Genomic DNA, 23,365 nt, shown 5'->3' with positions numbered 1-23,365 from the left:
GCGGTCATTCTCCAGCGCGTGATCTCCGCTCCGGTGCCGGCTCAATACACATCCTTCACGGTGTTGTGCACGTTGAACTTGCCGGTCGGCGTGATGAGCCGCGGATCCTTGATCACGTGCTTGAGCTTCAGGGTCTTGTCATCGACGATGACGATGGCCGAGCGCTCCTCCTTGCCGTTCCACACCGAGAACCACACCTCGTCGCCATACTGGTTGTACTCGGGCTGGACGACACGCTTTGCCCCTGGACCGAGGTCCGCCCATTCCGCGATCGGCAGCACCTTGTAACCGGCATCGAGATTGCTGATATCGAACACCGCGATGCTCTGGCTGATTTTCGGATCCGGATTGAGCGGAGTGTCGACCCACAGGTGATTCGACTTCGGATGCGTCTTCACGAACAGCGAGCCGCCGCCCTGGCCCTTCAAGGTGCGCACCACTTTCCACGCGTGTGCCGGGTGCTTTACCGGGTCCGTGCCGATCAGCGTCACTTTCTCGTTGCCGAGCGCGCTGGTCACCCAGACCGGCCCGAACTTCGGGTCGACAAAGTTCGCGCCGCGGCCGGGGTGCGGGATCTTGTCCACGTCGACCAGCGCCGCGAGTTTCTGGTCGCGCGAATCGACGACCGCGATCTTGTCGGACTGGTTCGCGGCGGTCAGGAAATAACGCTGCGTGGAGTCCCAGCCGCCGTCGTGCAGGAAGCGCGCTGCGCCGATGGTCGTCACCTTCAGGTTATCGATGTCCTCGTAATTGACGAGCAGGATCTGCCCGGTTTCCTTCACGTTGACGATGAACTCGGGATGCTCGTGCGAGGCGACGATCGCAGCCACGCGCGGCTCCGGATGGAACTCCTGCGTGTCGACGGTCATGCCGCGGGTCGAAACGATCTTCTTCGGTTCCAGCGTCTCGCCGTCCATGATGACGAACTGAGGCGGCCAGTAGGCGCCGGCGATGGCGTACTTGTCTTCGAAGCCCTTGTACTTGGAAGTCTCCACCGAGCGCGCTTCCAGGCCGATCTTGATCTCCGCAACACGCTGGGGCTGCGGCATGTAGAGATCGATCAGGTCGATCCGTCCGTCGCGGCCGATCGTGAACACGTAGCGCCCCGAGTGCGAGATGCGCGAGATGTGCACGGCGTAGCCGGTCTTGACGATGTTGAGGATCTCCTTGGTGTCGCCGTCGATCAGCGCGACCTCGCCGCTGTCGCGCAAGGTGACTGCGAACACGTTTTCGATGTTGATCTTGTTCTGTTTGGTCTTGGGTCGCTGCTCGGGCGGCACCAGCACCTTCCAGGTCGCGCGCATCTCTTTCATGCCGAACTCGGGAGGCTGCGGCGGCTCGTGCTGTATGAAGCGCGCCATGAGATCGACTTCTTCGGGCGAGAGCTGTCCGGAACTGCCCCAGTTGGGCATGCCCGCCGGCGAGCCGCGGTCGATGAAGACTTTGAGATATTCGGTTCCGCGCTTTTGCGTGATGTCGGGCGTCAGCGGCTTACCGGTTGCGCCCTTGCGCAACACACCGTGACAGCCGGCGCAGCGCTCGAAATACAGCTCTTTGGCGTGCTCGAATTCCGCCTCGGTGATATTCGGCGCGCCGGGCGTGACCCGGACCTGGGCGCTCCCCGCCGGTACGGTCGAAGGCGCACTCTGATATTTGTCCTGCGCGACGATGGTGCCGGGATGATCGGTCGGAGCTCCGGCGGGACGCGGTCCGGCCAGCAGTTTCTCACGTGCGGCGGTCACTTCGGTCGGGTTGATGCTGCCGCCCTTGTTGCCCCAGGAATTGAGCGCATAGGTCAGAACGTCGGCGATCTCCTGGTCCGAGAGCTGCGGCATGGCCGGCATGACCGAGTTGTACTTCACGCCGCTGACAACGATCTCGCCTTGCAGTCCCTTGAGCACCACCTCCACAGCGCGCTGCGGATTCTCCAGCAGATAGTCGGAGCCGGCCAGCGGCGGGAACGCGCCGGCCAGGCCCTGGCCGGTATCTTGATGACACGCCGAGCATGCGGTGGCGAATACCTTCTGCCCTGCGGCGACCCGCTCAGCAATGGAGGGCGCCTGGGCTGTTGCCACTTCAGCCTGATGCACCTGCTGGGCGCGCACCATCGCCGGTCCATGAAGGGCAGCGAGGCCGGTTGCAATCAGCAATGCACGGGGCGCTGAGCCAACTCCGATTTTCATATTCTCTCCCAACCGGTGTACTCCGCAGTTCGCGCTGCGAAGGCAGCATACAACTGCGCCCGTATGGAACGGATAGCTGTTTGTCCGCACGAGATACGCGGAACCGGCAGGAAGCTCCAAAATACAAAGGCCCCTGGCGGGGCTTTTCTAGCGGCGATCGACGGGGCGTGACCGTCGGCTTGCACCGCCTTCGGGCTGCGAGTGACGCGCCTGAATCATGCTGAGCCGCTCAGCAGCGGCTCGGCACTTCGGCAAATTGTCTGCACGACTACATGACCACCCATGGCCAACACGCCCGCCGATCAGAAGCGGGCGCTCAAACCCAGATTCAGCGACCGGCCATAGCGATAGTAGCCCTGCTGCAGCATCGGATTGCCGTTGATACTGTAGGTCTGCTCGTCATCCAGCAGATTCTGGCCTTCCAGCGAGATGCTGATCGAGTCGTTGACTTGATATGAGGTGTGCGCGGTGAGCCAGGTGATCGCGTCTGCCTGCTCGTTGAAGCCGACGCCGAGCACGTTGATGGCCGTCACGAAGCCGTCGGTGCGATCGGCGGTGGCGCCCAGCGACCAACGCCCGCGCTCATACATGAGCGCCAGCGAATAAACGGACGGCGCGATGCCTTCGAGCGGGCGCTCCTCGCCATCGACGAAGCTCTTGGACCAGTTGCGCGTGTACTGCGCGCGTAAGCCGAAGCCGTTCTGCCAGAAGTGCTGCAATCCGACTTCATAGCCATGGACCTTGGCGTAGTCGCCATTGATCGGCCGCGTGATGTTGAACAGGTAGCCCGGCACGCCGATGTCCTGCCCCGGTTCCCAGCTGGTGGTGATCTGATCGTCGATGCGCTTGTAGAACGTGGCGAGATTGAAGATCGAGTTCTGCGAGAAGTACCACTCCAGGGAAATATCGCCCTGCTTGGCCGAGTAGGGCTTCAGATTGACATTGCCGCCATAGACCTGCGTGAACTCGCCCCAGGTGATGCTGGCCGTCGTGTTGGTAGGTGCGAGCTCGTCGACCGGCGGGCGCGCCATCGTCTTGGCGGCACCGACGCGAAGCTGCAGATCGTCGGTGAAGTGCCAGGTGAAGTTCGCTGACGGCAACACGAAGTCATAGTCGGCATCCTGCACGACCGGCGAGGGCTCGGCGTACTCGGCGACGTAGTTGAACGCCCCCAACTCGGTGATGCTGAGGATGCGGGCATCCCAAGCCCGAGCTGTGGTGCGGGTCTTCACGAAGCGTAGACCGGCATCGGCACTCCAGCGCTCGCCACTCAGGTCGGCCTGGAGATAGAAAGCGGTAGTCTTTTCACTAACGCGATAACTCTCCAGCGGATTCCACGCGGCGGCGGCGTTCGAGAAATCATAGGTACCGCCGCTCGGCCGCGGTTGGCCGTCATACGCGGCGAGCGCTGCCAGGTACTTCGGCACGTCGAAGGCGAGGAACGTGCGCGGGAACTGTGCGCCCACTTCATCCATGAAGTTGGGCAAGCGCAAGGAACGCGAGATCACGTTGCTGCCGAGCGCGCCAACGTTGATGGCATCGTCACCACTGTAGTAGTTCGCACCGCCCGAGAGCGTGTTGTTGATCAGATCGCGCTGCTTCTCGCGCTTGTTGAATGTCACACCGAAGTTCAGCGCATTCACACCGAGTTTGTCGATGGTAAGCCTGCCGCCGAGCGAAACACCGTTGATTTCGTCCTCGATGTCATCGCCGCGCAGCTCCATGTAGTGCGTATTGAAGTCCGAGGCGTTGAACTCGCCCGTGGCGAGACCGCTGGACCACTCACGGCCGTCGTCGAACTGAACATTGACGTTGGGCACCGCGGCGCCGCTCAGATTGATGGTTGCGGTATTGGGCTGATTCATGCGCAGCACGACGTAGGTATCGTGCCCGCCCGAATAACGCTTGGACGTGGAACGGTACACGTCGCCCGTGACAGTGAGAGCATCATTGACTGCCCATTCGCCGTTGAGTCCGTAGAGATCGGTATCGACGACGCGATGTTCCGTCACATTGAGCAACTCGGGATTCAGCCGCATCTCAGGATCGTCGTTGTCCACCGTGAAGCCGGTGACGATGCCATTCTGGATGTTGAAGTCCGTCCAGCGGCCGGGCGCGTACAGCGGATAATAAGACTGCTGGTAACCCACCTGCGGCGAATCCAGCCGCGTCTTCAAGCCGTCCGCGACGATCTTCACGGAGTCGTTGGGACGCCACTCCACCTTGGCAGTGATCGCGCGGCGCTTTTTTTCTTCGAGAATGGAGCCGACGCGAAACTGGCCCGGCCCGATCAGGCCATATTCGCTTTCATCGAGCTCGCCGTTGCCGTTGGGGTCGATGTTGCCGCCCCAGGCGTTGCCCCACAGCCAGCTCTCATCGTTCGGATCCGGGTTGCGCGTCCAGCCGCCGTCGTTGCCGGCGATATCGGTGCGATCCTTGCGCTCCGCATAGACCACGCCGACCATCACACCAAAGGTATCCTCGGCGAAGGTGTTGCTGTACACGCCCGAGAACTTGTAACCGTCCAGCTCGGACATGAGATTACGGTCGCCTTCGAAGTGGGTCATGCCATGCTGCCCCTTCTGGTCGAACGGGCTGGCCGAGCGCAGGTTGATGAGGCCACCGATCGCACCCTCGGACAACGAGGCCTGCGCGCCTTTGATCACATCGGCGCCGCTGATGACGTCCGCCGGCAGCACGTCGAAGGCGAAGTCGCGGCCCGCACCGTCAGTGGCGAGAATGCGGTTATTGAAAGTAGTCAACGTATATTCGGGACCCAGGCCGCGCACGCTGACCGATTTGCCCTCGCCGCCCGCCGTGCGGGTGATCGCCACGCCAGTAATGTGGCTGAGCGAGTCTGCTACGTTGTCGTCTGGGAATTTGCCGAGCTCGAGCGCGCTGATGGAATCCTGCACCGTGCCGGCGCCGCGCTTCAGATCCACCGAGCGGCTCATACTGGCGCGCACGCCCGTGACCACTACGGTTTCGAGGGCGATGGCGTCCTCCGCGCTGTCGCTGTCCTGCCCCGCAGCCACTCCGGCGGCCGGCGTCAACAGTGCAAGGGCGATGCTTCGACGGAGCAGGGATCGGGCCAGGTGCGAAGTGTTCATCGTTCTCTCCCCGGATGAGTTATTTTCGAAACGAAACGAAATCGAGCGTAGTACAAGTTTCGTTTTGTATCAATAGCGAAATTAAACGAAATATCGCATACTCCATGGAAAGGAGAACCCATGTCCGCAACTCGCGATACAAGTCAGCGCCGGCTGCAGATCAGTGAGCTCGTCCGCCAGCACGGCAGCGTGCAAGTGGTCTCACTGGCCAAGCGTTTCGGCGTCAGCATGCAGACGGTGCGCAAGGACCTGCGCTACCTGTCCGAGCGCGGCATCATGGCGCGGGCTTACGGCGGCGCCATTGATAGCAAGGTGGTTGGAGAAACGGCGACCGAGGCGCCTTACGAGGCCAAGCGCACCTCGCATCTCGACGAGAAACGCCGCATAGGCCTGCGAGCCGCGGCTATGGTAAATCCGGGCGACACCATCGTGATCGACTCCGGCACCACGGGCATCCAGCTCGCTGAGGCGCTGCCGAACATCGAAGTCACCGTGGTGACCAACGATTTCGGCGTTCTTTCTGCGCTTGCGCCCAAGAGCAACGTCAACATTCTGATGTTGGGCGGTGAGCTGCGCCGCAAGAGCATGTCGTTCTACGGCGGGCTCACGGTGGACGCGCTGAACGCTTTGCACGTCGACAAGCTGTTCTTGGGTGTGGACGGCTTCGACCTGGAGCGCGGCATCACCACTCATTTCGAACCCGAGGCGATGCTCAACCGCAAGATGGTGGAGAACTCCAGTACGGTCATTGCCATCACCGACAGCTCCAAGTTCGGCAAGGTCTGCCTGCACCGGATCATTTCGGTGGCGGAGCTGGACATGTTGATCACCGACGAGCACGCGCCCGAGGATGTCGTGCAGGCGGCGCGTCAGCTGGGCGTGGAAGTGCAGCAGGCCTGAGCACGCCGAACTCCCGCTCGCCGACTGATGCATAACGAAACTTAATAGCAAGATACCGAAACAAAAGCTATTGCATGGAGGGTCTCGGTGCCGCAGAATGCGCGGCAACTTGCCCGGATCGGTGCCAATCATGACCCAACTCGGACGCCGGACTGCTCTGAAACTCGTTTCCGGAAGTTTCGCTTTGGCGTCCTTGCCGTGGAGCCGTTTCGCCAGCGCCGCGACCCGCGGTGACCAGACAGCATCGGACGGCACGCTGTCGATCACCTTCAACCAGAAACTGTACAGCCGCATCGCTTTTCGCGGCCGCGCGCTCACCTCGTTCCAGGCGAGCGAGGCCCTGCTGTTCGAAGGCCGCGTTGCTGACGCTTTCAACTTCGCCGATCACTCGCGCCAGCAGATCGAGGACTCACGCCACGGCGCCGGTCAACGTCACCTCCTCTCGGGCCTCTCCAAGGACGGTATAGAGAAGCAGGTCGAAATCATTTTCTTCGATAAGCTACCCGGCCTGGCAATGCTGCAAGTTCACTACCGCAATAGCGGTACCGCGCCGCTCGAGCTCGCGGGCTGGCGTAACGCCGCACATGAATTGGCGGATGCCCCCGGCGGTTTCTGGAGCTTCTCCGGCGCAACTCATCCTGACCGTCGCGACTGGGTGCAACCGGTCGAGGCGGGCTTCGATCAGCGCAACACGCTGAGCATGGCGGCGTCGGACTACGGCGGCGGCATTCCCATGGCGAACATCTGGCGCCGTGATGCAGGTCTCGCCGTTGGTCATCTGGAAAACGTGCCGCGGCTGTTGGATCTGCCCGTGCGCAAGACCGCGAAGGGCGCGAGCATTGCCATCGAAAGTGAGTTACCGCTGACGCTGAAGCCGGGCGAATCGTTCTCTACAGCGCGCACGTTCATTTGCGCGCATACCGGCGACCACTTTGCACCGCTGTCTCAGTACAGACAGTTCATGCAAGACGAAGGCATCGTCGCGCCCAAGGCGCCGCAATCGGCCTTCGCGCCGGTGTGGTGCGCCTGGGGTTACGAGCGCGATTTCACCGTGGAGCAAATCGTCGCAACGCTGCCCAAGGTACGCGAGCTCGGTTTCGAGTGGGCGGTGCTCGATGACGGCTGGCAGACCAATGAAGGCGATTGGCACATCGACAAGCGCAAGTTCCCGCGTGGCGATGAAGACATGCGCGCGCTCGTCAAAGCCATTCGTGCGCAGGGCCTCCGTCCGCGCTTGTGGATCGCGCCGCTGGCCGCTGATCCTGGCAGCGACGTGCTACGGAACCACACCGACATGCTGCTGCTCGATCAGTGGGGCGCATTCCAAACCGTGACTTGGTGGAACGCGCTCACGCAGTGCCCCGGCTACCAACCCACGGTCGACTACTACGTCGAGCTGACCAAGAAGATCATCGGCGACTGGGGCTTCGAGGGCCTCAAGCTCGATGGTCAGCATCTCAACGCCGTGGCGCCCTGCTACAACCCGGCGCACAAGCACTCGCATCCCAACGAATCCCGCGAGAAGCTGGCCGACTTCTGGAAAGCCATTCACAGAGCGGCACACGACGCCAATCCCGAAGCCGTGGTGGAGCTGTGCCCGTGCGGCACGGTGTTCGAATTTCACAACTTGCCGGCGACGGATCAGTACCCCTCGTCCGATCCGCTCTCGTCCTGGCAGGTACGCAGCAAAGGCAAGACCTTCAAGGCACTGATTGGCCGCAACAGCAGCTTCGCCGGCGATCACGTGGAGCTTGCCGACAACCGCGACGACTTCGCCTCCAGCGTCGGCATCGGCGCGGTGATCTCCTCGAAGTTCACCTGGCCCAAGGACACCGACCGCCCCACCTCGCCGTTGCCGCCTGGCGGCTTCGCACTCACGCCCGAGAAGGAGGCGCTCTGGCGCAAATGGGTAGCCATTTATAAACAGCACATGCTTCCGCAGGGTGAATATCTGGGTGGCTTGTACGACATCGGATTCGACAAGCCCGAAGCGCATGCCATCGCTAAGGACGGTGCCATGTACTACGCGTTCTATGCGGATCAGTGGAACGGCAAGGTGCAGCTGCGCGGTCTCGGCGATGGCAAGTATCGCGTGCGGGATCTTTTCAACGACGTCGATCTCGGCGTCGTCGATGCGGCGGCCAACACCGTGAGCGCCCGCTTCGATCGCTTCCTGTTGATCCAGGCTACGCCCGAGCGCGCGTGACGTGTGAGTTACGACGCCGGCCCGGAAACTTCGAATGCAGCGTTCCCCCAGGTGACCACGACCAGACTCGGATCCTGGCCGGAAGGCCGGGCCACGAGCTCCACGAGCGAGACGTTGCGAACGTCCGCGCTGATGCTCTCGGCGCGATCACCAAACGACTTGGGCAGCGATCTCGCCAGCAGCCGGCCGTCGCCGTAGACCTCGAACGTCACCGGGACGGAAGTGCCGAGGCTGCTGTCGTCGATGCCAACGTCCGCGGAAAATCGAGTGAACGCGCGATCGGCTTTTACTTCCAGGCGCGAGCCCGCCAGCGCACCGATTCCCGAACGGTACTCCGAGTCGCGAATCGACAAGGCTTCATCGTAAGGAGTTGCATCTGCGCGAGGCCCGCCCCAACCCGCGTATTGCGGGCGTGTTCCGCTGGTTCGCGTACTGGTCCATGGGTCGACCATGTGATGGATGGTGGGATCGTTCTGCAGCGCCCTGATTCCATCCACGGCCACATTGATCCTCGCGGGCATCTCCGACAGGTACTGACCGTTGGACAGGATAGAGGGGCCGGTCGCTTTCAGCATGACCGTCTCATGCGCAGCGATCTGGAAAGAGCGCTCTCCGACAAACGCAGGCAAATCCTTGCCGGCCCACAGATCGCGCAGGGCAATGGGCTTGTCCGAGCGCATCTTCAGATGCTCCGCGGTCAAGTACACTGTCGTCGGCGAGCTGCTGCGATTGAATAACGCGACGGCCTTCTCTCCGCGTGTACTCAATGTCTTGACGATGATCTGTACGTCGTCTCCCGAATAAGCGAGCACTCCTTGATTGCCCGCGGTGTCCTGATTCACGGCGATGATTTCCTTCGCGCTCCAGATGTCGAGCAACGCTTGCGGAGCGTTGCGCAGGTCGTAGCCGATGATCAGCGGCGCGGCGATGATAGACCACAGCGCAAAGTGACTCCTGGCCTGCAGCAGATGCTTCTCGTCGAAATCGCCATGGCCCACGAACAGCATGTCGGGATCATTCCAACGACCCGGCCCTGCGTACAGCTCGCGTGTAACGGCGGAGTCGAACGTGTGTAGCATGCGCGACCACTCGGGGGTGATGTCGCCGCTGGTGCGCCACAGGTTGCCCACGTTCTTGCCCCAGCTTCGAGAATTTGCTTCGCCCCAGGCGCAGATCGAAAACACGAAATCCCGGTCCGGATTGGAGCGCACCAGCGCGCTTCTCATGGCGCCGTAGAGCTGCGTGACGGCATCGATGTTCGACCGGTTCGGCTTGGATCTCACGATGTATGGCTCGAACGGCCGATACTCGTACTGCGCGACGATCTCGCGCGCCGGGCCGTAATCTGCCAGGCCACAGGCATCGACCTTGATGTAGTCGAAACCCCATTCCTCGAAGTACAGCGCCACATCTTGCTCGACATGGCCGAAGGCGCCCACCTCGCGCTCTGCAGTCCCGCCCTCGGGCAGATTCGGGCTGGTCAGGTCAAAGGCCTGTGAGCAGGCGTTGCGGCCAATGTCGGTGTAGATGCCGGCCTTCAAGCCCATCTGGTGAATCCTGGTGGTGAATGGCAGGAAGCTGGAGTCGGCCTTGCCGCGCCCCCTGGCGCTGGGAAACAGGTTGGTGCGGATCAACATGCGCCCGTCACTTTGCCTTCGCTTCAACCACCAGCCGTCGTCGATGTTGATGTAGCGATAGCCCAGCTCTGCCAGACCCTCACGCTTGATCGCTTCGGCCGCCGCCAGGACCTTCTCCTCGTTGATGTCGGTGCGGAAAGCGTTCCAACTGCTCCAGCCCATGGGCGGAGTCGCCGCGTTGCCAATCTCCTCGATGGACCACCGGCCCGTCGGCGCCAGCGGATCGGGCAGCCGGGATGTCTGCGCATTCGCACTGAGTACGGTGAGAACCAGACTACCTGCAAGCAGCGACGCAAATCGAGGTCGATGATTCTTCATTGTGACCATTGTTTTCGTATCTGCAGCGGACGAAAGCGAGATCGGGTGATCTTTCATGCTACCAGCAGCGCAATCTTGCCTGCGCCGCAGGCTCAAAGATAACAGTCTACGCACACAACTTGCTCGCCCTTCGTCCAGCGCTACTTTCGACCGTGCATCGATCGAAAGTAGTACCGACTCAGCGCCGTCGCTGAGCAAACAGCCACTCTGGAAGATCGTTCTCCCGAAACGCGTAAGTCCACACATCGTGACCTACGTTCGGGTACTCGGTGTATCTGACTGATGGATTCGCAACAAAGCCATCGAGCATGGCCTCGTCACTCGCGCTACTAGCTGGAAACGCCGAAATCAGCGCGAGAAATAAAACAAAGGGTAGAACGCGAGTACTCAAGGAGTACGCTCCGCTGAACCCGCCAGACAGTGGCGATGGTGGGGCAGACTACAACCTTGGTCTCGCCTCTGTCATGCCCGCAGAACCACAACGATTGCGACCACCGCACGCTTCGGACGCGATCCCTCTCGCTGCGTGATCCTACGAACCGGTTCCGTCGCCCGCAGCGCCGCCTTGCTGAAGCCTCCCACACGGCGAGAAGAATACCCACGCAACGTCATCCAATGATGAGCCTTCCATCCCTTCCGGACCCAAAGCGGCCCGCCAAGACTTAACCAAGAGCCATCACTGGCGCGGAGACAGGGAACGTTCCACCGTTCGAGTTTACTGATTTACCGAGGCGACAAGTTGCATAGGCATCGGCCGTGAGGCTCGCTCAATCCTTCTCTCGACTGGCCACGGGGCTGTGGTTCATTCCGTTGACGTGCGTGCTCGTCGGCGTCGGCGTCTCGTTCGGCACTATCGCGATCGACAAGGCCTTCGACTACGAGCTCATTCCCGAGTGGATCAGTGGCGGACCGGATGCCGCACTGGAGATTTTGGGCACGGTCGCGGCGTCCATGGTCAGCCTCGCGGCACTGGTCTTGACGATCACCATGGTGGTGGTGCAACTCGCGATGGGCCAGTTCTCCCCGCGCATCGTCCAGCGCATTCTGCAGGACAAGCCCAGCCAGCTCGCTATCGGGGTTTTCGTGGGCACATTCGCGCACGCCATGCTCACGCTTCGCGAGGTTCAAACAGACGGTGCGGGTGTCGTGCCCGGGTTCGCCGTGGTCGTTGCGTTCGTATTGGTCGTAATCAGCATCATGGTGCTGGTCTGGTATGTGCACCACATCGGACGCAAGTTGAGAGTATCGGCGTTGATCGAGCTGGTGGGCACCGATACTCGCAAGCTGCTCGACGCGCTCTATCCGGATACTGGAGCGCCCCGCCGCTTCGACCGCCCAACGATCTGCGCGCCGCGGTCCGGTGTAATCACCCAGATCAACCACGAAGCGCTGGTGCAAGTCGCCGCGAATGCCGATTGCGTACTCACGCTCCGGCCGGCGCTCGGCGAGTTCGTGCCGGCTGGCGCGCCGCTTTTCGAAATCGCAGGGCCGGCGGAGAGGCTCGATGCAGAAGCTGCCATACGCTGCATCGATATCGGACTGGAACGCACGCTCGATCAGGACCTGGCCTATGGCTTACGCATGCTGGTCGACATCGCCGAGCGATCCGTTGCCGAATCTCCATTTGTCGATCCCACCACCGCCGTGCAGGCGATCGATCGCTTGCACGATTGCCTGCGCCAGCTGGCGCACCGCCCCTTTCCAGACGGCCGATATCGCGACGAGCAAGGCACCGTGCGCTTGATCACTCGAGTGATGGCCTGGGATGAGTACGTCCATCTAGCCTTCGACGAGATCCGCATGGCCGGCGCGGGCTCGCCGCAAATCGCTCGGCGCCTGCGCGCAGCGCTGGAGGATCTGCTGACCATTACTCCCGCCGAGCGCAAAGGTCCGCTGCAAAAACAGCTCGAGCTGTTGCAGTCTGGCGCCAAGTCGGAGATATCCGAGTCGAGCGATCGCAAGCGCGCCTTGCGTGCCGACTCGCGGGGGCTTGGGTAATTGCAACCCATGATCAGCCCCATCTGACCGCACTCTCCGGCGCCATGGTTCGCGACCTGTTGAACAGCCGCGACAAATAGCGATGGAACCCGTCGAAACCGGTGAAGGCCACCGGCACCACCAGCAGACTCAGTGCCGTCGAGCTGATGAGACCACCGATGACGGCGATGGCCATGGGTTGCCGGAAGCTCGCGTCGGCGCCCAAGCCGAGAGCGATGGGCATCATGCCGGCAATCATGGCGACAGTGGTCATCACGATCGGCCGGGCTCGCTTGTGACAGGCGTCGATCAGCGCGTCGCGCATCGATAGGCCACGCTCGTTGATTCCAACGACGGCGTACTCGACCAGCAGGATGGAGTTCTTGGTTACGATCCCCATCAGCATGACCAGGCCGATCATCGCGGGCACGCCGAGCTCGCTGCCACCAACCAGCAGCGCGAGGAATGCGCCGCCTACCGATAGCGGAATGGCGGAAAGGATGGTGATGGGCTGCAGGAAATCTTTGAAGAGCAGCACCAGCACACAGAAGATGCAGAGCACACCGACCACCAGCGCCATGCCGAATCCTCCCGCGAGCTCGCTTGCCATCTCGGCATCGCCAGCCTCGATCAGCTCGACTCCCGCGGGCATGCCGCGCACCGAGGGCAGACCCGACACGGCCGCAACGGCTTCTCCGAGCGGCATGCCGCCGAGATCCGCCTCCACAGTGACATAGCGGCGTCGATCATAACGTTCGATCTGCGACGGTCCGCTCGACAGAGACAGGCTCGCGATGCTCGACAACGGAATGGGTCCCTCCCGGCCACTCACGCGCATCCCGGCAATGGCATCGATATCTTTGCGTGCGTTGTCACCCAGTCTCAGACGGATGTACACCTGCCGGTTATCGAGATTGAGCCGCGCGACATTCGCATCGAAGTCGCCGCTCGTCGCGATTCGCAGCACCTCGCCAATCGCGGCCGCCGTCACGCCCTGCTCCGCGGCACGCTGCAGATCCGGATGCACGACAATCTCGGGACGCTCGAGGCTTGCTGTTGTCCTGATGTTGGATAGACCCGGGACGCCGCGCATCTCCCTCTCCATCGCCTGCGCCGCCGCCTTCAGCGACCGGCTGTCATTGCTGGCGAGAATCATCTGCAGATTGTTCCCTGGCTCGCTGCCACCGATTGCAAAACGTGCGCCCGGCACACTCTCCAGCTTGGCGCGCACAGAGGCTTCTATATCAGCTTGGCTAGGGCGCTCGCCCCGCGGAGGAAAAGTGAGAGTCAGTGTAGCGCGGCGCACGTCACCTGCCTGCACGCCGCCCTCGCCTTCCTGCGACTGACCGACGCTTGTGAATACACTCCGGATGCCTTCGACATCCTGAAGTGCTGCACGGGCCTGCTCGGCAACGCGCAATGTGCTGTCGAGCGAACTGCCCGGCGGCAACTCCACGGAGACCGATGTGAAATCACCATCCGCGGGCGGAATAAACCCGCTGGGGATCAACGGCACCAGCGCAAACGAGCCGATAAGAAATGCGACCGCCGCAGCTACCGTCGCTTTCCTGTGGTCCAGACACCAGCGAACGGCATTCATATACCACGACATGATGCGCCCATCGGAACTCTCCGTATGCGAAGGGCCCTTCAGCAAGCGAGCCGCCATCATCGGCGTCACCAGGCGCGCCACGAGCAGCGACGCGAGCACGGCAATGACCGCGGTCCAACCAAACTGTCGAAACAGTAGGCCCGGAACGCCGCCCATCAGCGCGGTCGGCAGGAACACGACGACGAGCGCCATGGTCGTGGCGATCACCGCCAGCGCAATCTCGGAAACCGCATCCTTGACAGCCTCCATCACCGGCTTGCCCTGCCGGCGGTGCCGTTCGATGTTTTCGATCTCGACGATGGCGTCATCCACCAGGATGCCGACGGTCACCGCCAGCGCCAACAGCGTGAGCGTATTGAGCGAATAGCCCAGCCAATACATCGACGCGAACGCCGGCAAGATGGACAAAGGCAACGCCGCCGCCGCGATCACGGTCGCGCGCCAGTCACGCAAGAACAGGAACACCACGACGATTGCCAGCAATGCGCCCTCGTAGAGCATCGCCATCGATCCATCGAACTGTTCGAGCGTGTATGCGACGGAGCTGGACACCAGCTCGAAATCGAGCGCGGGATCGGCAGCCTCCAGACGAGCGAGCGCCGCCTGTACACCCTCGGCCACTTTGGTTTCGTCAGATCCTCTGGCGCGATGGACTTTGAAGCCGATGGCCGGCTGGCCGTCGAGCAGCGCAGCTTGCGTGCGTTCCGCTTCAGTATCGTGAACGGTTGCCACTTCATCGAGGCGCACATGACGGCCTCCCGGCAACGCGATCGGAAGCGCGGCCAGATCGTATGCTTGCGAGGCGAGTGCGACTGTTCGGATCGACTGCTCCGCCGCGCCAAGCTGGCTGCGGCCACCAGAAGATTGCTGCTGAACGTCGCGCAGTGCGCGGGACAGATCGGCTGCTGTGACACCCAATGCGGCGAGCCGAGTTGGGTCTGCCTCGATGCGAATCTCTCGCTGCACACCGCCGATGCGTTCTATGCGGTCGACGCCGGGAACATCGAGGACGGCCTTCGCGAGCGTATCGTCGACAAACCACGACAGCGCTTCTTCATCCATGCGCGAGGAAGACACCGCGTACGTGAAGATGGGCCCGCCCGCGAAACTGGCGGCGGCCACTGTCGGCTGTTGCAAGTCGGTCGGCAACTCCGATCGCACGCGATCCATTGCATTCTTGGTTTCGATCAATGCATCCGAGAGCGGTTTTTCCAGCTCGAATTCGGCTTGAATCGAAACCATGCCATCAGTAATCGAGGTGCGAATGTGCCTGAGCCCGCGCAGCGTCGCCAACGCGTCCTCGACCTTGCGCGCCACTTCCGTTTCCAGTTGCGCTGGCGCCGCGCCCGGCTGGCTCAACATGATCGTGACCGCCGGCAGTTCCAGGTCGGGCAGATCCTGGATCGGCAGGCGCGCGAATCCCCAGAATCCCGCCAGGCTCAGCAGGATGAACAGCAACACCGAGGGAATCAGGTTGCGGATCGACCAGGTGGCGAGATTCATAGCACCACCTCTTTCTTGACGACGTTACTGGATTGAAACGCATCGTGCTCCGTGTGTGCGAGGCGAACCACGTCGCCGTCGCCCAGGAACCCCGCTCCGGCTCTGACCAGGATCTCCGTTCCCGTCAGGCCGCTGACAATCTCCACTTCATCGTTACGACGACGGCCGAGTGTCACCAGCTGCAGCGCGACCGTCGGCATCGCGTGCTCGTCTGCAAGCCTGGCGACATAGGTTCGTCCGTCGCGAATCACGACCGTTTCAGCGGGCACGACCAATGCAACCGTCTCCGCAACGACCACCTGTCCATTTGCATACATTCCGGCCCGCGCCTGGCTGCCGGGGACCAGGTCGGCATAGACCAGGCCGAGCCGCGACCTCTGGTCCAAGCTCGGCGCGGTCTCTCGAACTCTGGCAGTGGCAGCGCTGCCGTCCGGCAACGCCAGCTCGACGAGTTGTCCCTTGGCGACGCTGGCAAGCTGCGCGGCAGTAAGCTCTCCACGCCATTCCAGGCGACCTCCTCGAATGAGACGAAACAACTCTTCGCCTGCCGCGGCCACGGCGCCAAGCGTCGCGCTACGAGCACTGATGACGCCGTCGTCTGGAGCAACCACGTCGGTGTAACGCAGCTGAAGACGCTTGGAGGCGAGCAAGGCCGCCGACACCTTCGCTGCGGTGACGAACTGCAGTACTTCCTGATCGCTAATGGCGCCTTCCCGTTGCAGCGCCAGCGCACGCTCCCGGTCGGCAATCGCTTGCTCGTCGTTGGCAAGCAGTTGCGCTTCCTCGGCACGCAGCAAGGCAGAGTCCATCCGAGCCAGTACGTCACCACGCCGAACCTTGTCGCCGACGTTCACTCGCACTTCGATCAGCTGATAGCCGCCGACTTGCGCTCCCACGCTCGCCTCCTGCCACGGCGCGATCGTGCCCGATGCAGTCAGCGTGACCGGCCATAGCTCGCGCTGTGGCCTGGCGGTGGTAACAGTCAGTGCCGGCGTTCTCTGCTCTGCGACGGCCGAAGCGCCTTCATCATTGGTACCGGACAGCAGATACCAGGCTGCCGCGCTTATTCCCAATAGCAACAACGCAGCCCGCGCTATCGGGTTAACGCGGCGATACAAGCGGGGCAATGCTGTCTCAGCATCAGAAGGAAGGTTGTCGTTCAGCGTATTCGTCACTTCATTCATTTCAGAGACTCCGTTCCAATGCTGGAGGCCAGCGCCGCGGCGGTTCCGGATTTGACCGATGCACCCGTTTCGACAACGGAGCTCGACCGGCGGACGAGCTCAACCCATGCTTGCGCCCGATCGCGTGCGGCAACGATCGCGCTTTCTTGTGCTCGATTGAGCTGGCGACGCGACTCCTCCAGCTCGAACGAGCCGATCGAACCTGCACGTCGACGCGCTTCATTCGCGCTGAGCGTGTAGCGAGCCGCGGTCAGCGCAGATCGCGACACTTCCGCGCGGCGAATCGCCGAGTCCTGGGCCGCCAGTCCATCTTCAATGTCACGCATTGCCTGCCGAATTGTTGCATCCAAGGTAGCCAGTGCCTCGCGGTAACTTGCATCTGCACGGGCCACTTCTGCCTTCCCTGCGCCGGCATCAAACAGCGGCACAGAAATACCTAACAACGTCGATCCGGTGGTGAACGAGTCCGTCGTGCCGAAGGCACGAATCCACTGGCCGGTGACAACAGCCGATAGGTCCAACCCAGGCAGACGTTCCGCACGCGCAATAGCAATCTCCGACCAGCGAGCAGCGACTTCACGTTCAGCAGCGACGACTGCCGGACGAGCAAGAAGAACCGTCGCGGGAAGCTCTGGAACGATGGCAGGCGCGCTCGGGATCTGCGCAGCCAGATCATCGGCTCGATCCGGCGCGACCGGAACGGCGACGAGAGACCGAACTTCATGCGCAGGTCGGCCGCTCACTGCGACGAGGGCGTCGACCGTCTGCAGGCAAACCTCCTCCTGGGAAATGCGATCGATGCGAACGCTAGCCAGGTTGCTCTCCGCAGCAGCTACGTCGACAGGAGGTAGCGTGCCGAGCCGGACACGCGTGCGAATGATCGCCAATTCGTTTTCTCGTGAAGCGATGTCGGCATCGCGTATCGTGAGCAGCAGGTTGCACGCGCGAAGCGACAACACGCCGTTGGCAACCTGGGCCGCGATCGAAAGTCGCGCATCGCGTGCATCGGCATCGCGAGCCTGAAGACGCCGGTGTGCCGCCAGGCTGTTCTCTTTAACGCGGCCCCACAGATCAATCTCCCAAGACAAGCTTGGACCAATCGCTCTCGAGGTTTGCCATGTCGTGGTCGTGCGACCAGCGTCGTCAGGATTGGCAACACGTTCGCGAGCCGAGGATGCGGTTATATCTACTCGCGGGGATCGTTGTGCACGCGCAAGGGAAAAAAGGGCTTTCGCCTGATCGACTCGTGCCGCCGCCTCCGCCAAGGTGGGGTTATCCGTCAGCGCAGCGCTCACAAGAGTGTCGATCGCGGCATCGCCCAGCGCAGTCCACCAGACCTCACGTTCAGCATCGTCGAGGTTCGCCGCGACGCTCGCCCGATCGGTCTCATTGATCCATTCAGCCGGTAGATTCGTCGCCGGGCTGCGGTAATCCGGCTGGGTGGCACAGGCACTCAGCAAGAGTGCGGCCGCCGTGCTCCATGAAGCTCGAGATTGAGCTCGAGACATATCCTTTCCTCTTCCATAGACCGGTGAACGGGCGCTGACCCGATGTCAGCGCCCGACACTATGGTGACGAAAGAGATTTAGGAACTTCTTAGAGTTATTAACGAGTTTTTAAGATCTTGCTGGCACGCCCCAACATGTCGCCGGGAACTAGCCGGGTAACGCTTCTGCCGGAGCCGCAGGAAACGTGACGCGCACCCGGAAGCCCGGGTTGCCGATGCCATCGCCGGTTTCTATGGTTGCGTCATGCAGGCGAGCAATCTCCGCGACCAGTGACAAGCCGATGCCACTGCCGCGAGTCTTGCTTCCCGGCACGCGATGGAATCGATCGAAGATCGCGGTCTGTTGCTCCGGGGGAACGCCTGGTCCATCGTCGGACACTTCCAGGAACACTCGTTGTTCCGGTCCCGAACGGCCGCACGCGATCCTGATATGTCCACCCTCCGAGGTATAACGCAAAGCGTTGTCTACCAGGTTGCGCAGCAGGATGCCGATCTCGTCCACATCGCACATGAGCGCGCAAGGTTCGGTAACCAGCTGGAGGGTGCGATTCGCTTTCTGCGCGACTATGTCGAACTCGCTGGCGATATGGACCACGATGTCATCCAGGTCACACAACTCTCGTACCGGCGCGTGCGTGCCAGCTTCCAGCCGCGCAAGATCCAGCAATTGCTCCGATAAGCGCGTGCTACGTTCCGCGACCGCGAACAACTTGACCAGTGCCGCATCTTTTTCCGCCATTGTGGTCGCTCGCAAAGCAACCTCCGCCTGGCCATACAGCGCCGACAACGGCGTGCGCAACTCGTGCGCGGCGTCACCGATGAAACGTCGTTCGGCTTGAACCGACTGATCGAGCTGCTCCAACAGTTGGTTGAAAGACGTCACCAACGGCGCGACCTCCCACGGCAGGCCCGCCACCGGCAAGGGCGCCAGATCGAACTTTTTCCGGTTCCTGACGCCTTTCGCGATGGTCACGATGGGCCGCAACGATCTGCGCACCGTCCACCCCATGAATAAACCCGTGAGCAACAGCAGCCCCGTGGACACGCTCAGCCCCGACAGGACTTCTGCGCGCAAATGCTCATCGATGGCGCTGCGCGGCCGACCGACCTGCACGTACATCCGACCGCTGCGGTCGGAAATGGAGAACGCACGCCAGGTCTCGCCCGCGACCAGGAAATCGGCGAAGCCTTCGCCGAAATCCGGCCGCAATGGCTGGTCCGGTGCATCCGGGGTGCGGCCAACCAGGCGATGCTTGCCTTCCCATATCTGGAAGCTCAGCGGTTCCTCGTCGAACTGGCTGTCATCGCGCAGCTGCAGAGCGGGGCCCAAGCCATCCATTTCCTCGTCGTGCGGAATCGACAACAGAATCCGGGTCGCGATCACCTGCAGCAGGCGATCCTCTATGCTTTCCTGGCTGTGCGCCGTATAGACGAAGATGGTGACGATCGAGACGATCCACGTCAGCGTGATCGACAGGCCCAACTCCACCATCATGCGGCCCTGGAGCGAATGACTGATCACGAACGCGACTCGCCGATCATGTAGCCCTGCCCATGCACCGTGGTGATGATGTCATCGCCCAGCTTCCGCCGCAGCTGATGTATGAAGACCGCGATGGTGTTGCTTTCGATGCTGCTGGCGCTGCCGTAGACCACGTTCTCCAGCTGCTCGCGCGTCACCACGTGGCCGGGGCGTTCCATCAGTGTCAGCAGGGTTCGATATTCGTGCGAGCTCAGCGACACCCGCGCTCCGGCGCGCGTTACCAGCCGCTTGGCGGGATCCAGGACCACGTCGCCACGACTCATCGCGGGCACCACGCGTCCCTGGGCGCGGCGTATGACGGCGCGCACTCGCGCCAGAAGCTCATCGAAAGGAAACGGCTTGACGAGATAGTCGTCGGCGCCTGCGTCGAGGCCGCGAATACGATCGCTCAGCTGACCTCGGGCGGTAAGAATGAGCACCGGGGTGGAGTCGTAACGCTCGCGCATCTTTTTCAGGACGGTGAGGCCGGAATCGCCGGGAAGGCCCAGGTCCAGCAGCACGACGGCGTAGGAGTGTTCCACCAGCGCGAGCTGCGCCGCCGACGCGTCGCGCACGTGGTCGATGACCCAGGCATGCTGACGAATGCCATCGCATATCGTTTCGGCCAGCATGGGGTCGTCTTCGACGAGCAGCAGCTTCACAGCAAATCCGTACCATCCACGAACATTCGCGCCGATGATACTGGCAATTTCAGTTTAATAACTTATTAAGGCTGCTGTTCTGAAAGTTCGGCAGCTTGGTGGAGCGGAATGCAGGACGCCCCATGGCGCCTGGGCCAGCCGGTGTTTCAAGCCCTTATGCGAAATCCTCTTCCCAGAACTCACCCTCCGCCCGCCCGCTCCCGGCGCGCTGCTCCTCTTCGGCACGCCGCAATTCGCCGCGGCGGATCTTTCCCGAGATGGTCTTGGGTAGTGGCGCAAACTGCAGGCGGCGAATCCGTTTATAGGGCGACACGCGGGCGCGGACGTGCTCGAAAATCGAACGAGCCGTCTGCGCATCCGGCTTGGCGGTGGCGGCGAGCACAATGAACGCCTTGGGCACGCAAAGCCGGGTCGGCTCCGGGCTGGGCACGACCGCCGCCTCGGCCACCGCTTCGTGCTCGATGAGCACGCTTTCCAGCTCGAACGGACTGATTCGATAGTCGGAGGATTTGAACACGTCGTCCATGCGTCCGACGTAAGTCAGATAGCCTTCAGCATCGCGGCTCGCTACATCGCCGGTGTGATAGTAGCCATCGCGCATCACCGTGGCGGTTCGCTCCGGATCATCCAGATACTGCTGCATCAAACCGACGGGCCGCTCGGAGAGATCGATACAAATCTCGCCTTCGTCCCCCACACGCCCTTCGGCATCGATCAGCTCGATGCGATAGCCGGGCAGCGGCAAGCCCATGGAACCGGGCTTGAGCGGCCGGCCAGGGCAGTTGCCAATCTGCGCTGTGGTTTCGGTCTGGCCATAGCCATCCCGAATCGTGATCCCCCAGGCAGTACGGACCGCAGCAATGACCTCTGGATTGAGCGGCTCGCCGGCGCTCACCGCTTCACGCAGCACTGGCCGCCATTGTTTCAAGTCCTGCTGAATGAGCATGCGCCAGACCGTCGGCGGCGCGCAGAACACTGTGACGCCGCAGCGCTGGATGACATCGAGCAATGCGCAAGCATCGAAACGATCGTACTGATACGCGAGCACCGTGGCTTCGGCGTTCCAGGGTGCGAAGAAACAGGACCATGCATGCTTTGCCCAACCCGGCGAGCTCAAGTTCAAGTGCACGTCGCCGGGTTTCAGGCCGAGCCAGTACAGCGTCGACAGGTGCCCGATTGGATAGCTCACATGGGTATGCGCCACCAGCTTGGGTTTCGCGGTCGTGCCCGATGTGAAATACAACAGCAATAGATCGTCGGCACCGGTCGCCGCCGCGTTAAAGTCTGTGGGTTGCGAAAGTGTCGCGTCGAAATTCAGCCAACCCGCCACTGCGGGTCCCACGGCGATGCGCACGGCAGCGGTATGCAACTTCGCGAATCGCTCCGTTAAATTAGAGTGCGTGACTATTGCTTTGACTTGACCGCGCTCGATGCGGTCCTGCAGATCGTCGCCGTCCAACAGCGTGGTCGCGGGAATCATCACCGCGCCCAGTTTGATCACCGCCAGCATCGTCTCCCACAAAGGCACCACGTTGCCGAGCATGACCAGCACGCGATCGCCCTTGCCCACGCCCTGTGCCGCCAGGAATCGCGCAACCTGATTGCCGCGCAAGCGTAGCGCGTCATAGGAGTGCGCAGCATCGCCGCCTGAATCGTCGACGACGCGCAATGCCGCCCGAGCATTGCCATTGGCGATCACATCGAAGTAGTCGCCGACCCAGTTGAAGCGGGTGAATGTCGGCCGGCGCCAGGCCAGGCAGGCGCCCGCGAGATCTTCGCGGGCGGCCAGCAGGCCATCGCGCGCTGCCAGGAACTCATCAGTACGTGACATGGATTCTCAGAACTGAATGCGTGTTTGCAAACCGTACCAACGCGGCTCGCCGCACGTCGTGTAGGTTCCGCCGAGCGGCGCTACCGACACGTCGAACGCGAACGTTTCGCGATCCTCGTCCAGCAGACTATCGCAAATAGCGACACGGACAATCGGTCATCCAGCATCGTGAGCGTCACGCGTGCGTTGACCACCGCAGTCTGCGCTGCGCAGCGAGGCTGCAGCCCGCCACCTGCAACGGCAATAGCGTATTCCACTCAATTCGCCGCACATTCAGCGCCTGAGTGGTCCGCTTGCACGGCGGCTGGCTGGCAGGCGATCACGGATTCGACCGGTCCCTGAGAGCCGAAGGGCGGGTCGTCACCATCGGCCGACGCGTGGCCTTTGCTGAAGCCAGACTCGTGAACGAGGCGGGCACGCTGTTCGCATCGGCGACGTCGACGCTGCTGATCATGGAGCAGTGAAACAAGCCCATGTCACGACCGGCCGCACCACTAGCAGCAGGCCAGCGCTATCGCCTCTTCTTCGAAGTAATCAGCGGCTCGATGATCGCTTGCGCCCTGCGGACGCACTGATCGAACTCCAATGGATCACCTATGGTGTCGATTGCGGCGAGCTCCCTGCGGAGCACGTCTTGCCGGTCGCTCAGCGCATGCAGGGCGCCGGAGCGATTCGCGCTGGCGGCATTGTCGATGGGCGGCTACGTTGCGTTCGAGATGCTGCGCCAGCAGCCCGAGAGAGTGACGCGACTGGCGTTGTTGGACACCAGCGCCTCGCCCGATACGTCCGAGCGAACGGCGCAGCGGTTGGCGGGCATCGAATCACTTCGGCATGGACGTTTTTTCGGCGTCACCGCTCGCATGCTGCCGCAACTCGTGCACGAGCGTCACGTCGGCGGTCCCATTGGTGAAGAAGTGCGCGCGATGGCGAAGCGGGTGGGTGGCGACGCCTTTCTGCGTCAACAGAACGCCATTCTCGAACGGCCGGATTTCCGGCCGGGGCTGGCATCGATCAACATCCCGACGCTCATCGCGGTGGGCGATTCCGACATTCTTACGCCGCCCGATGAAGCGGAAGAGATGCATCGGAACATTCCAGGCTCCAGGCTTCATGTATTTCCTTGCTGTGGCCACCTGCCGCCGATGGAAATGCCCGAAGAAACTTCCGCGCTGCTGCGACGTTGGCTGCTTGCACACCACGCTTAGCGAGCCGC

The 23,365-nt window shown here is 62.1% G+C and carries 14 protein-coding genes; 5 read left to right on the top strand and 9 right to left on the bottom strand.

The genetic code is table 11. The features are described from left to right. Nucleotides 1–41: 41 nt before the first annotated feature. Nucleotides 42–2,183, bottom strand: a complete 2,142-nt coding sequence (locus VGE08_RS09395) for a cytochrome D1 domain-containing protein (RefSeq protein ID WP_331067609.1) — start codon at nt 2,181–2,183, stop codon at nt 42–44. 302 nt (nt 2,184–2,485) lie between these two features. Then, nucleotides 2,486–5,293, bottom strand: coding sequence for a TonB-dependent receptor (locus VGE08_RS09390; RefSeq protein ID WP_331067608.1), 2,808 nt, complete (start codon nt 5,291–5,293; stop codon nt 2,486–2,488). Between the two features lie 120 nt (nt 5,294–5,413). Between VGE08_RS09390 and agaR the strand changes: the two genes are divergently transcribed. Together agaR and VGE08_RS09380 are read left to right on the top strand one after the other, a co-directional pair. After that, a complete protein-coding gene (agaR, locus tag VGE08_RS09385) occupies nt 5,414–6,193 on the top strand; it encodes a transcriptional repressor AgaR (protein ID WP_331067607.1) in 780 nt (259 codons plus the stop codon). A gap of 130 nt (nt 6,194–6,323) precedes the next feature. Then, nucleotides 6,324–8,399 (top strand): glycoside hydrolase family 36 protein, encoded by a 2,076-nt coding sequence (locus VGE08_RS09380; protein WP_331067606.1) that lies wholly within the window; start codon nt 6,324–6,326, stop codon nt 8,397–8,399. Between the two features lie 8 nt (nt 8,400–8,407). Here the strand turns inward: VGE08_RS09380 and VGE08_RS09375 are convergent, their stop codons facing one another. Next, nucleotides 8,408–10,354: an NPCBM/NEW2 domain-containing protein gene (locus VGE08_RS09375; RefSeq protein ID WP_331067605.1), complete on the bottom strand. Its 1,947-nt coding sequence runs from the start codon at nt 10,352–10,354 to the stop codon at nt 8,408–8,410. Between the two features lie 756 nt (nt 10,355–11,110). Between VGE08_RS09375 and VGE08_RS09370 the strand changes: the two genes are divergently transcribed. Further along, nucleotides 11,111–12,352 carry a DUF2254 domain-containing protein gene (locus tag VGE08_RS09370; RefSeq protein ID WP_331067604.1) on the top strand — a complete coding sequence of 414 codons (1,242 nt, stop codon included), beginning with the start codon at nt 11,111–11,113 and terminating at the stop codon, nt 12,350–12,352. A 13-nt stretch (nt 12,353–12,365) separates the two neighbouring features. Here the strand turns inward: VGE08_RS09370 and VGE08_RS09365 are convergent, their stop codons facing one another. The 6 genes from VGE08_RS09365 to VGE08_RS09340 form a co-directional block, all read right to left on the bottom strand. Continuing rightward, complete coding sequence (locus VGE08_RS09365) at nt 12,366–15,446, bottom strand: efflux RND transporter permease subunit (protein WP_331067603.1); 3,081 nt, start codon at nt 15,444–15,446, stop codon at nt 12,366–12,368. Further along, the gene (locus tag VGE08_RS09360; protein ID WP_331067602.1) at nt 15,443–16,630 is read right to left on the bottom strand and encodes an efflux RND transporter periplasmic adaptor subunit; all 1,188 of its coding nucleotides are present in this window, start codon (nt 16,628–16,630) and stop codon (nt 15,443–15,445) included. Before VGE08_RS09360 ends, VGE08_RS09365 begins: the two co-directional genes overlap by 4 nt. Further along, a complete protein-coding gene (locus tag VGE08_RS09355) occupies nt 16,627–18,138 on the bottom strand; it encodes an efflux transporter outer membrane subunit (protein ID WP_331067601.1) in 1,512 nt (503 codons plus the stop codon). Before VGE08_RS09355 ends, VGE08_RS09360 begins: the two co-directional genes overlap by 4 nt. Nucleotides 18,139–18,285: 147 nt before the next feature. Next, the gene (locus VGE08_RS09350; RefSeq protein WP_331067600.1) at nt 18,286–19,659 is read right to left on the bottom strand and encodes an ATP-binding protein; all 1,374 of its coding nucleotides are present in this window, start codon (nt 19,657–19,659) and stop codon (nt 18,286–18,288) included. Next, nucleotides 19,656–20,321: a response regulator transcription factor gene (locus VGE08_RS09345; protein ID WP_331067599.1), complete on the bottom strand. Its 666-nt coding sequence runs from the start codon at nt 20,319–20,321 to the stop codon at nt 19,656–19,658. Before VGE08_RS09345 ends, VGE08_RS09350 begins: the two co-directional genes overlap by 4 nt. Nucleotides 20,322–20,475: 154 nt before the next feature. Continuing rightward, nucleotides 20,476–22,152, bottom strand: a complete 1,677-nt coding sequence (locus tag VGE08_RS09340; protein ID WP_331067598.1) for an AMP-binding protein — start codon at nt 22,150–22,152, stop codon at nt 20,476–20,478. 284 nt (nt 22,153–22,436) lie between these two features. Between VGE08_RS09340 and VGE08_RS09335 the strand changes: the two genes are divergently transcribed. Both VGE08_RS09335 and VGE08_RS09330 read left to right on the top strand, forming a co-directional pair. Further along, nucleotides 22,437–22,616 carry a hypothetical protein gene (locus VGE08_RS09335; protein ID WP_331067597.1) on the top strand — a complete coding sequence of 60 codons (180 nt, stop codon included), beginning with the start codon at nt 22,437–22,439 and terminating at the stop codon, nt 22,614–22,616. 132 nt (nt 22,617–22,748) lie between these two features. After that, nucleotides 22,749–23,357 (top strand): alpha/beta fold hydrolase, encoded by a 609-nt coding sequence (locus VGE08_RS09330; protein WP_331067596.1) that lies wholly within the window; start codon nt 22,749–22,751, stop codon nt 23,355–23,357. Nucleotides 23,358–23,365 lie beyond the last annotated feature (8 nt).

Origin of the sequence: Steroidobacter sp. (genome assembly GCF_036406195.1) — a bacterium.
GTDB lineage: Bacteria > Pseudomonadota > Gammaproteobacteria > Steroidobacterales > Steroidobacteraceae > Steroidobacter.
This window is presented reverse-complemented; position numbering and strand designations above follow the sequence as displayed.

Coding starts and splice junctions, on each gene's coding strand:
- VGE08_RS09395 (WP_331067609.1), bottom strand. CDS start 2,183: ATGAAAATCGGAGTTGGCTCAGCGCCCCGTGCATTGCTGATTGCAACC.
- VGE08_RS09390 (WP_331067608.1), bottom strand. CDS start 5,293: ATGAACACTTCGCACCTGGCCCGATCCCTGCTCCGTCGAAGCATCGCC.
- agaR (WP_331067607.1), top strand. CDS start 5,414: ATGTCCGCAACTCGCGATACAAGTCAGCGCCGGCTGCAGATCAGTGAG.
- VGE08_RS09380 (WP_331067606.1), top strand. CDS start 6,324: ATGACCCAACTCGGACGCCGGACTGCTCTGAAACTCGTTTCCGGAAGT.
- VGE08_RS09375 (WP_331067605.1), bottom strand. CDS start 10,354: ATGAAGAATCATCGACCTCGATTTGCGTCGCTGCTTGCAGGTAGTCTG.
- VGE08_RS09365 (WP_331067603.1), bottom strand. CDS start 15,446: ATGAATCTCGCCACCTGGTCGATCCGCAACCTGATTCCCTCGGTGTTG.
- VGE08_RS09360 (WP_331067602.1), bottom strand. CDS start 16,630: ATGAATGAAGTGACGAATACGCTGAACGACAACCTTCCTTCTGATGCT.
- VGE08_RS09355 (WP_331067601.1), bottom strand. CDS start 18,138: ATGTCTCGAGCTCAATCTCGAGCTTCATGGAGCACGGCGGCCGCACTC.
- VGE08_RS09340 (WP_331067598.1), bottom strand. CDS start 22,152: ATGTCACGTACTGATGAGTTCCTGGCAGCGCGCGATGGCCTGCTGGCC.
- VGE08_RS09330 (WP_331067596.1), top strand. CDS start 22,749: ATGGTGTCGATTGCGGCGAGCTCCCTGCGGAGCACGTCTTGCCGGTCG.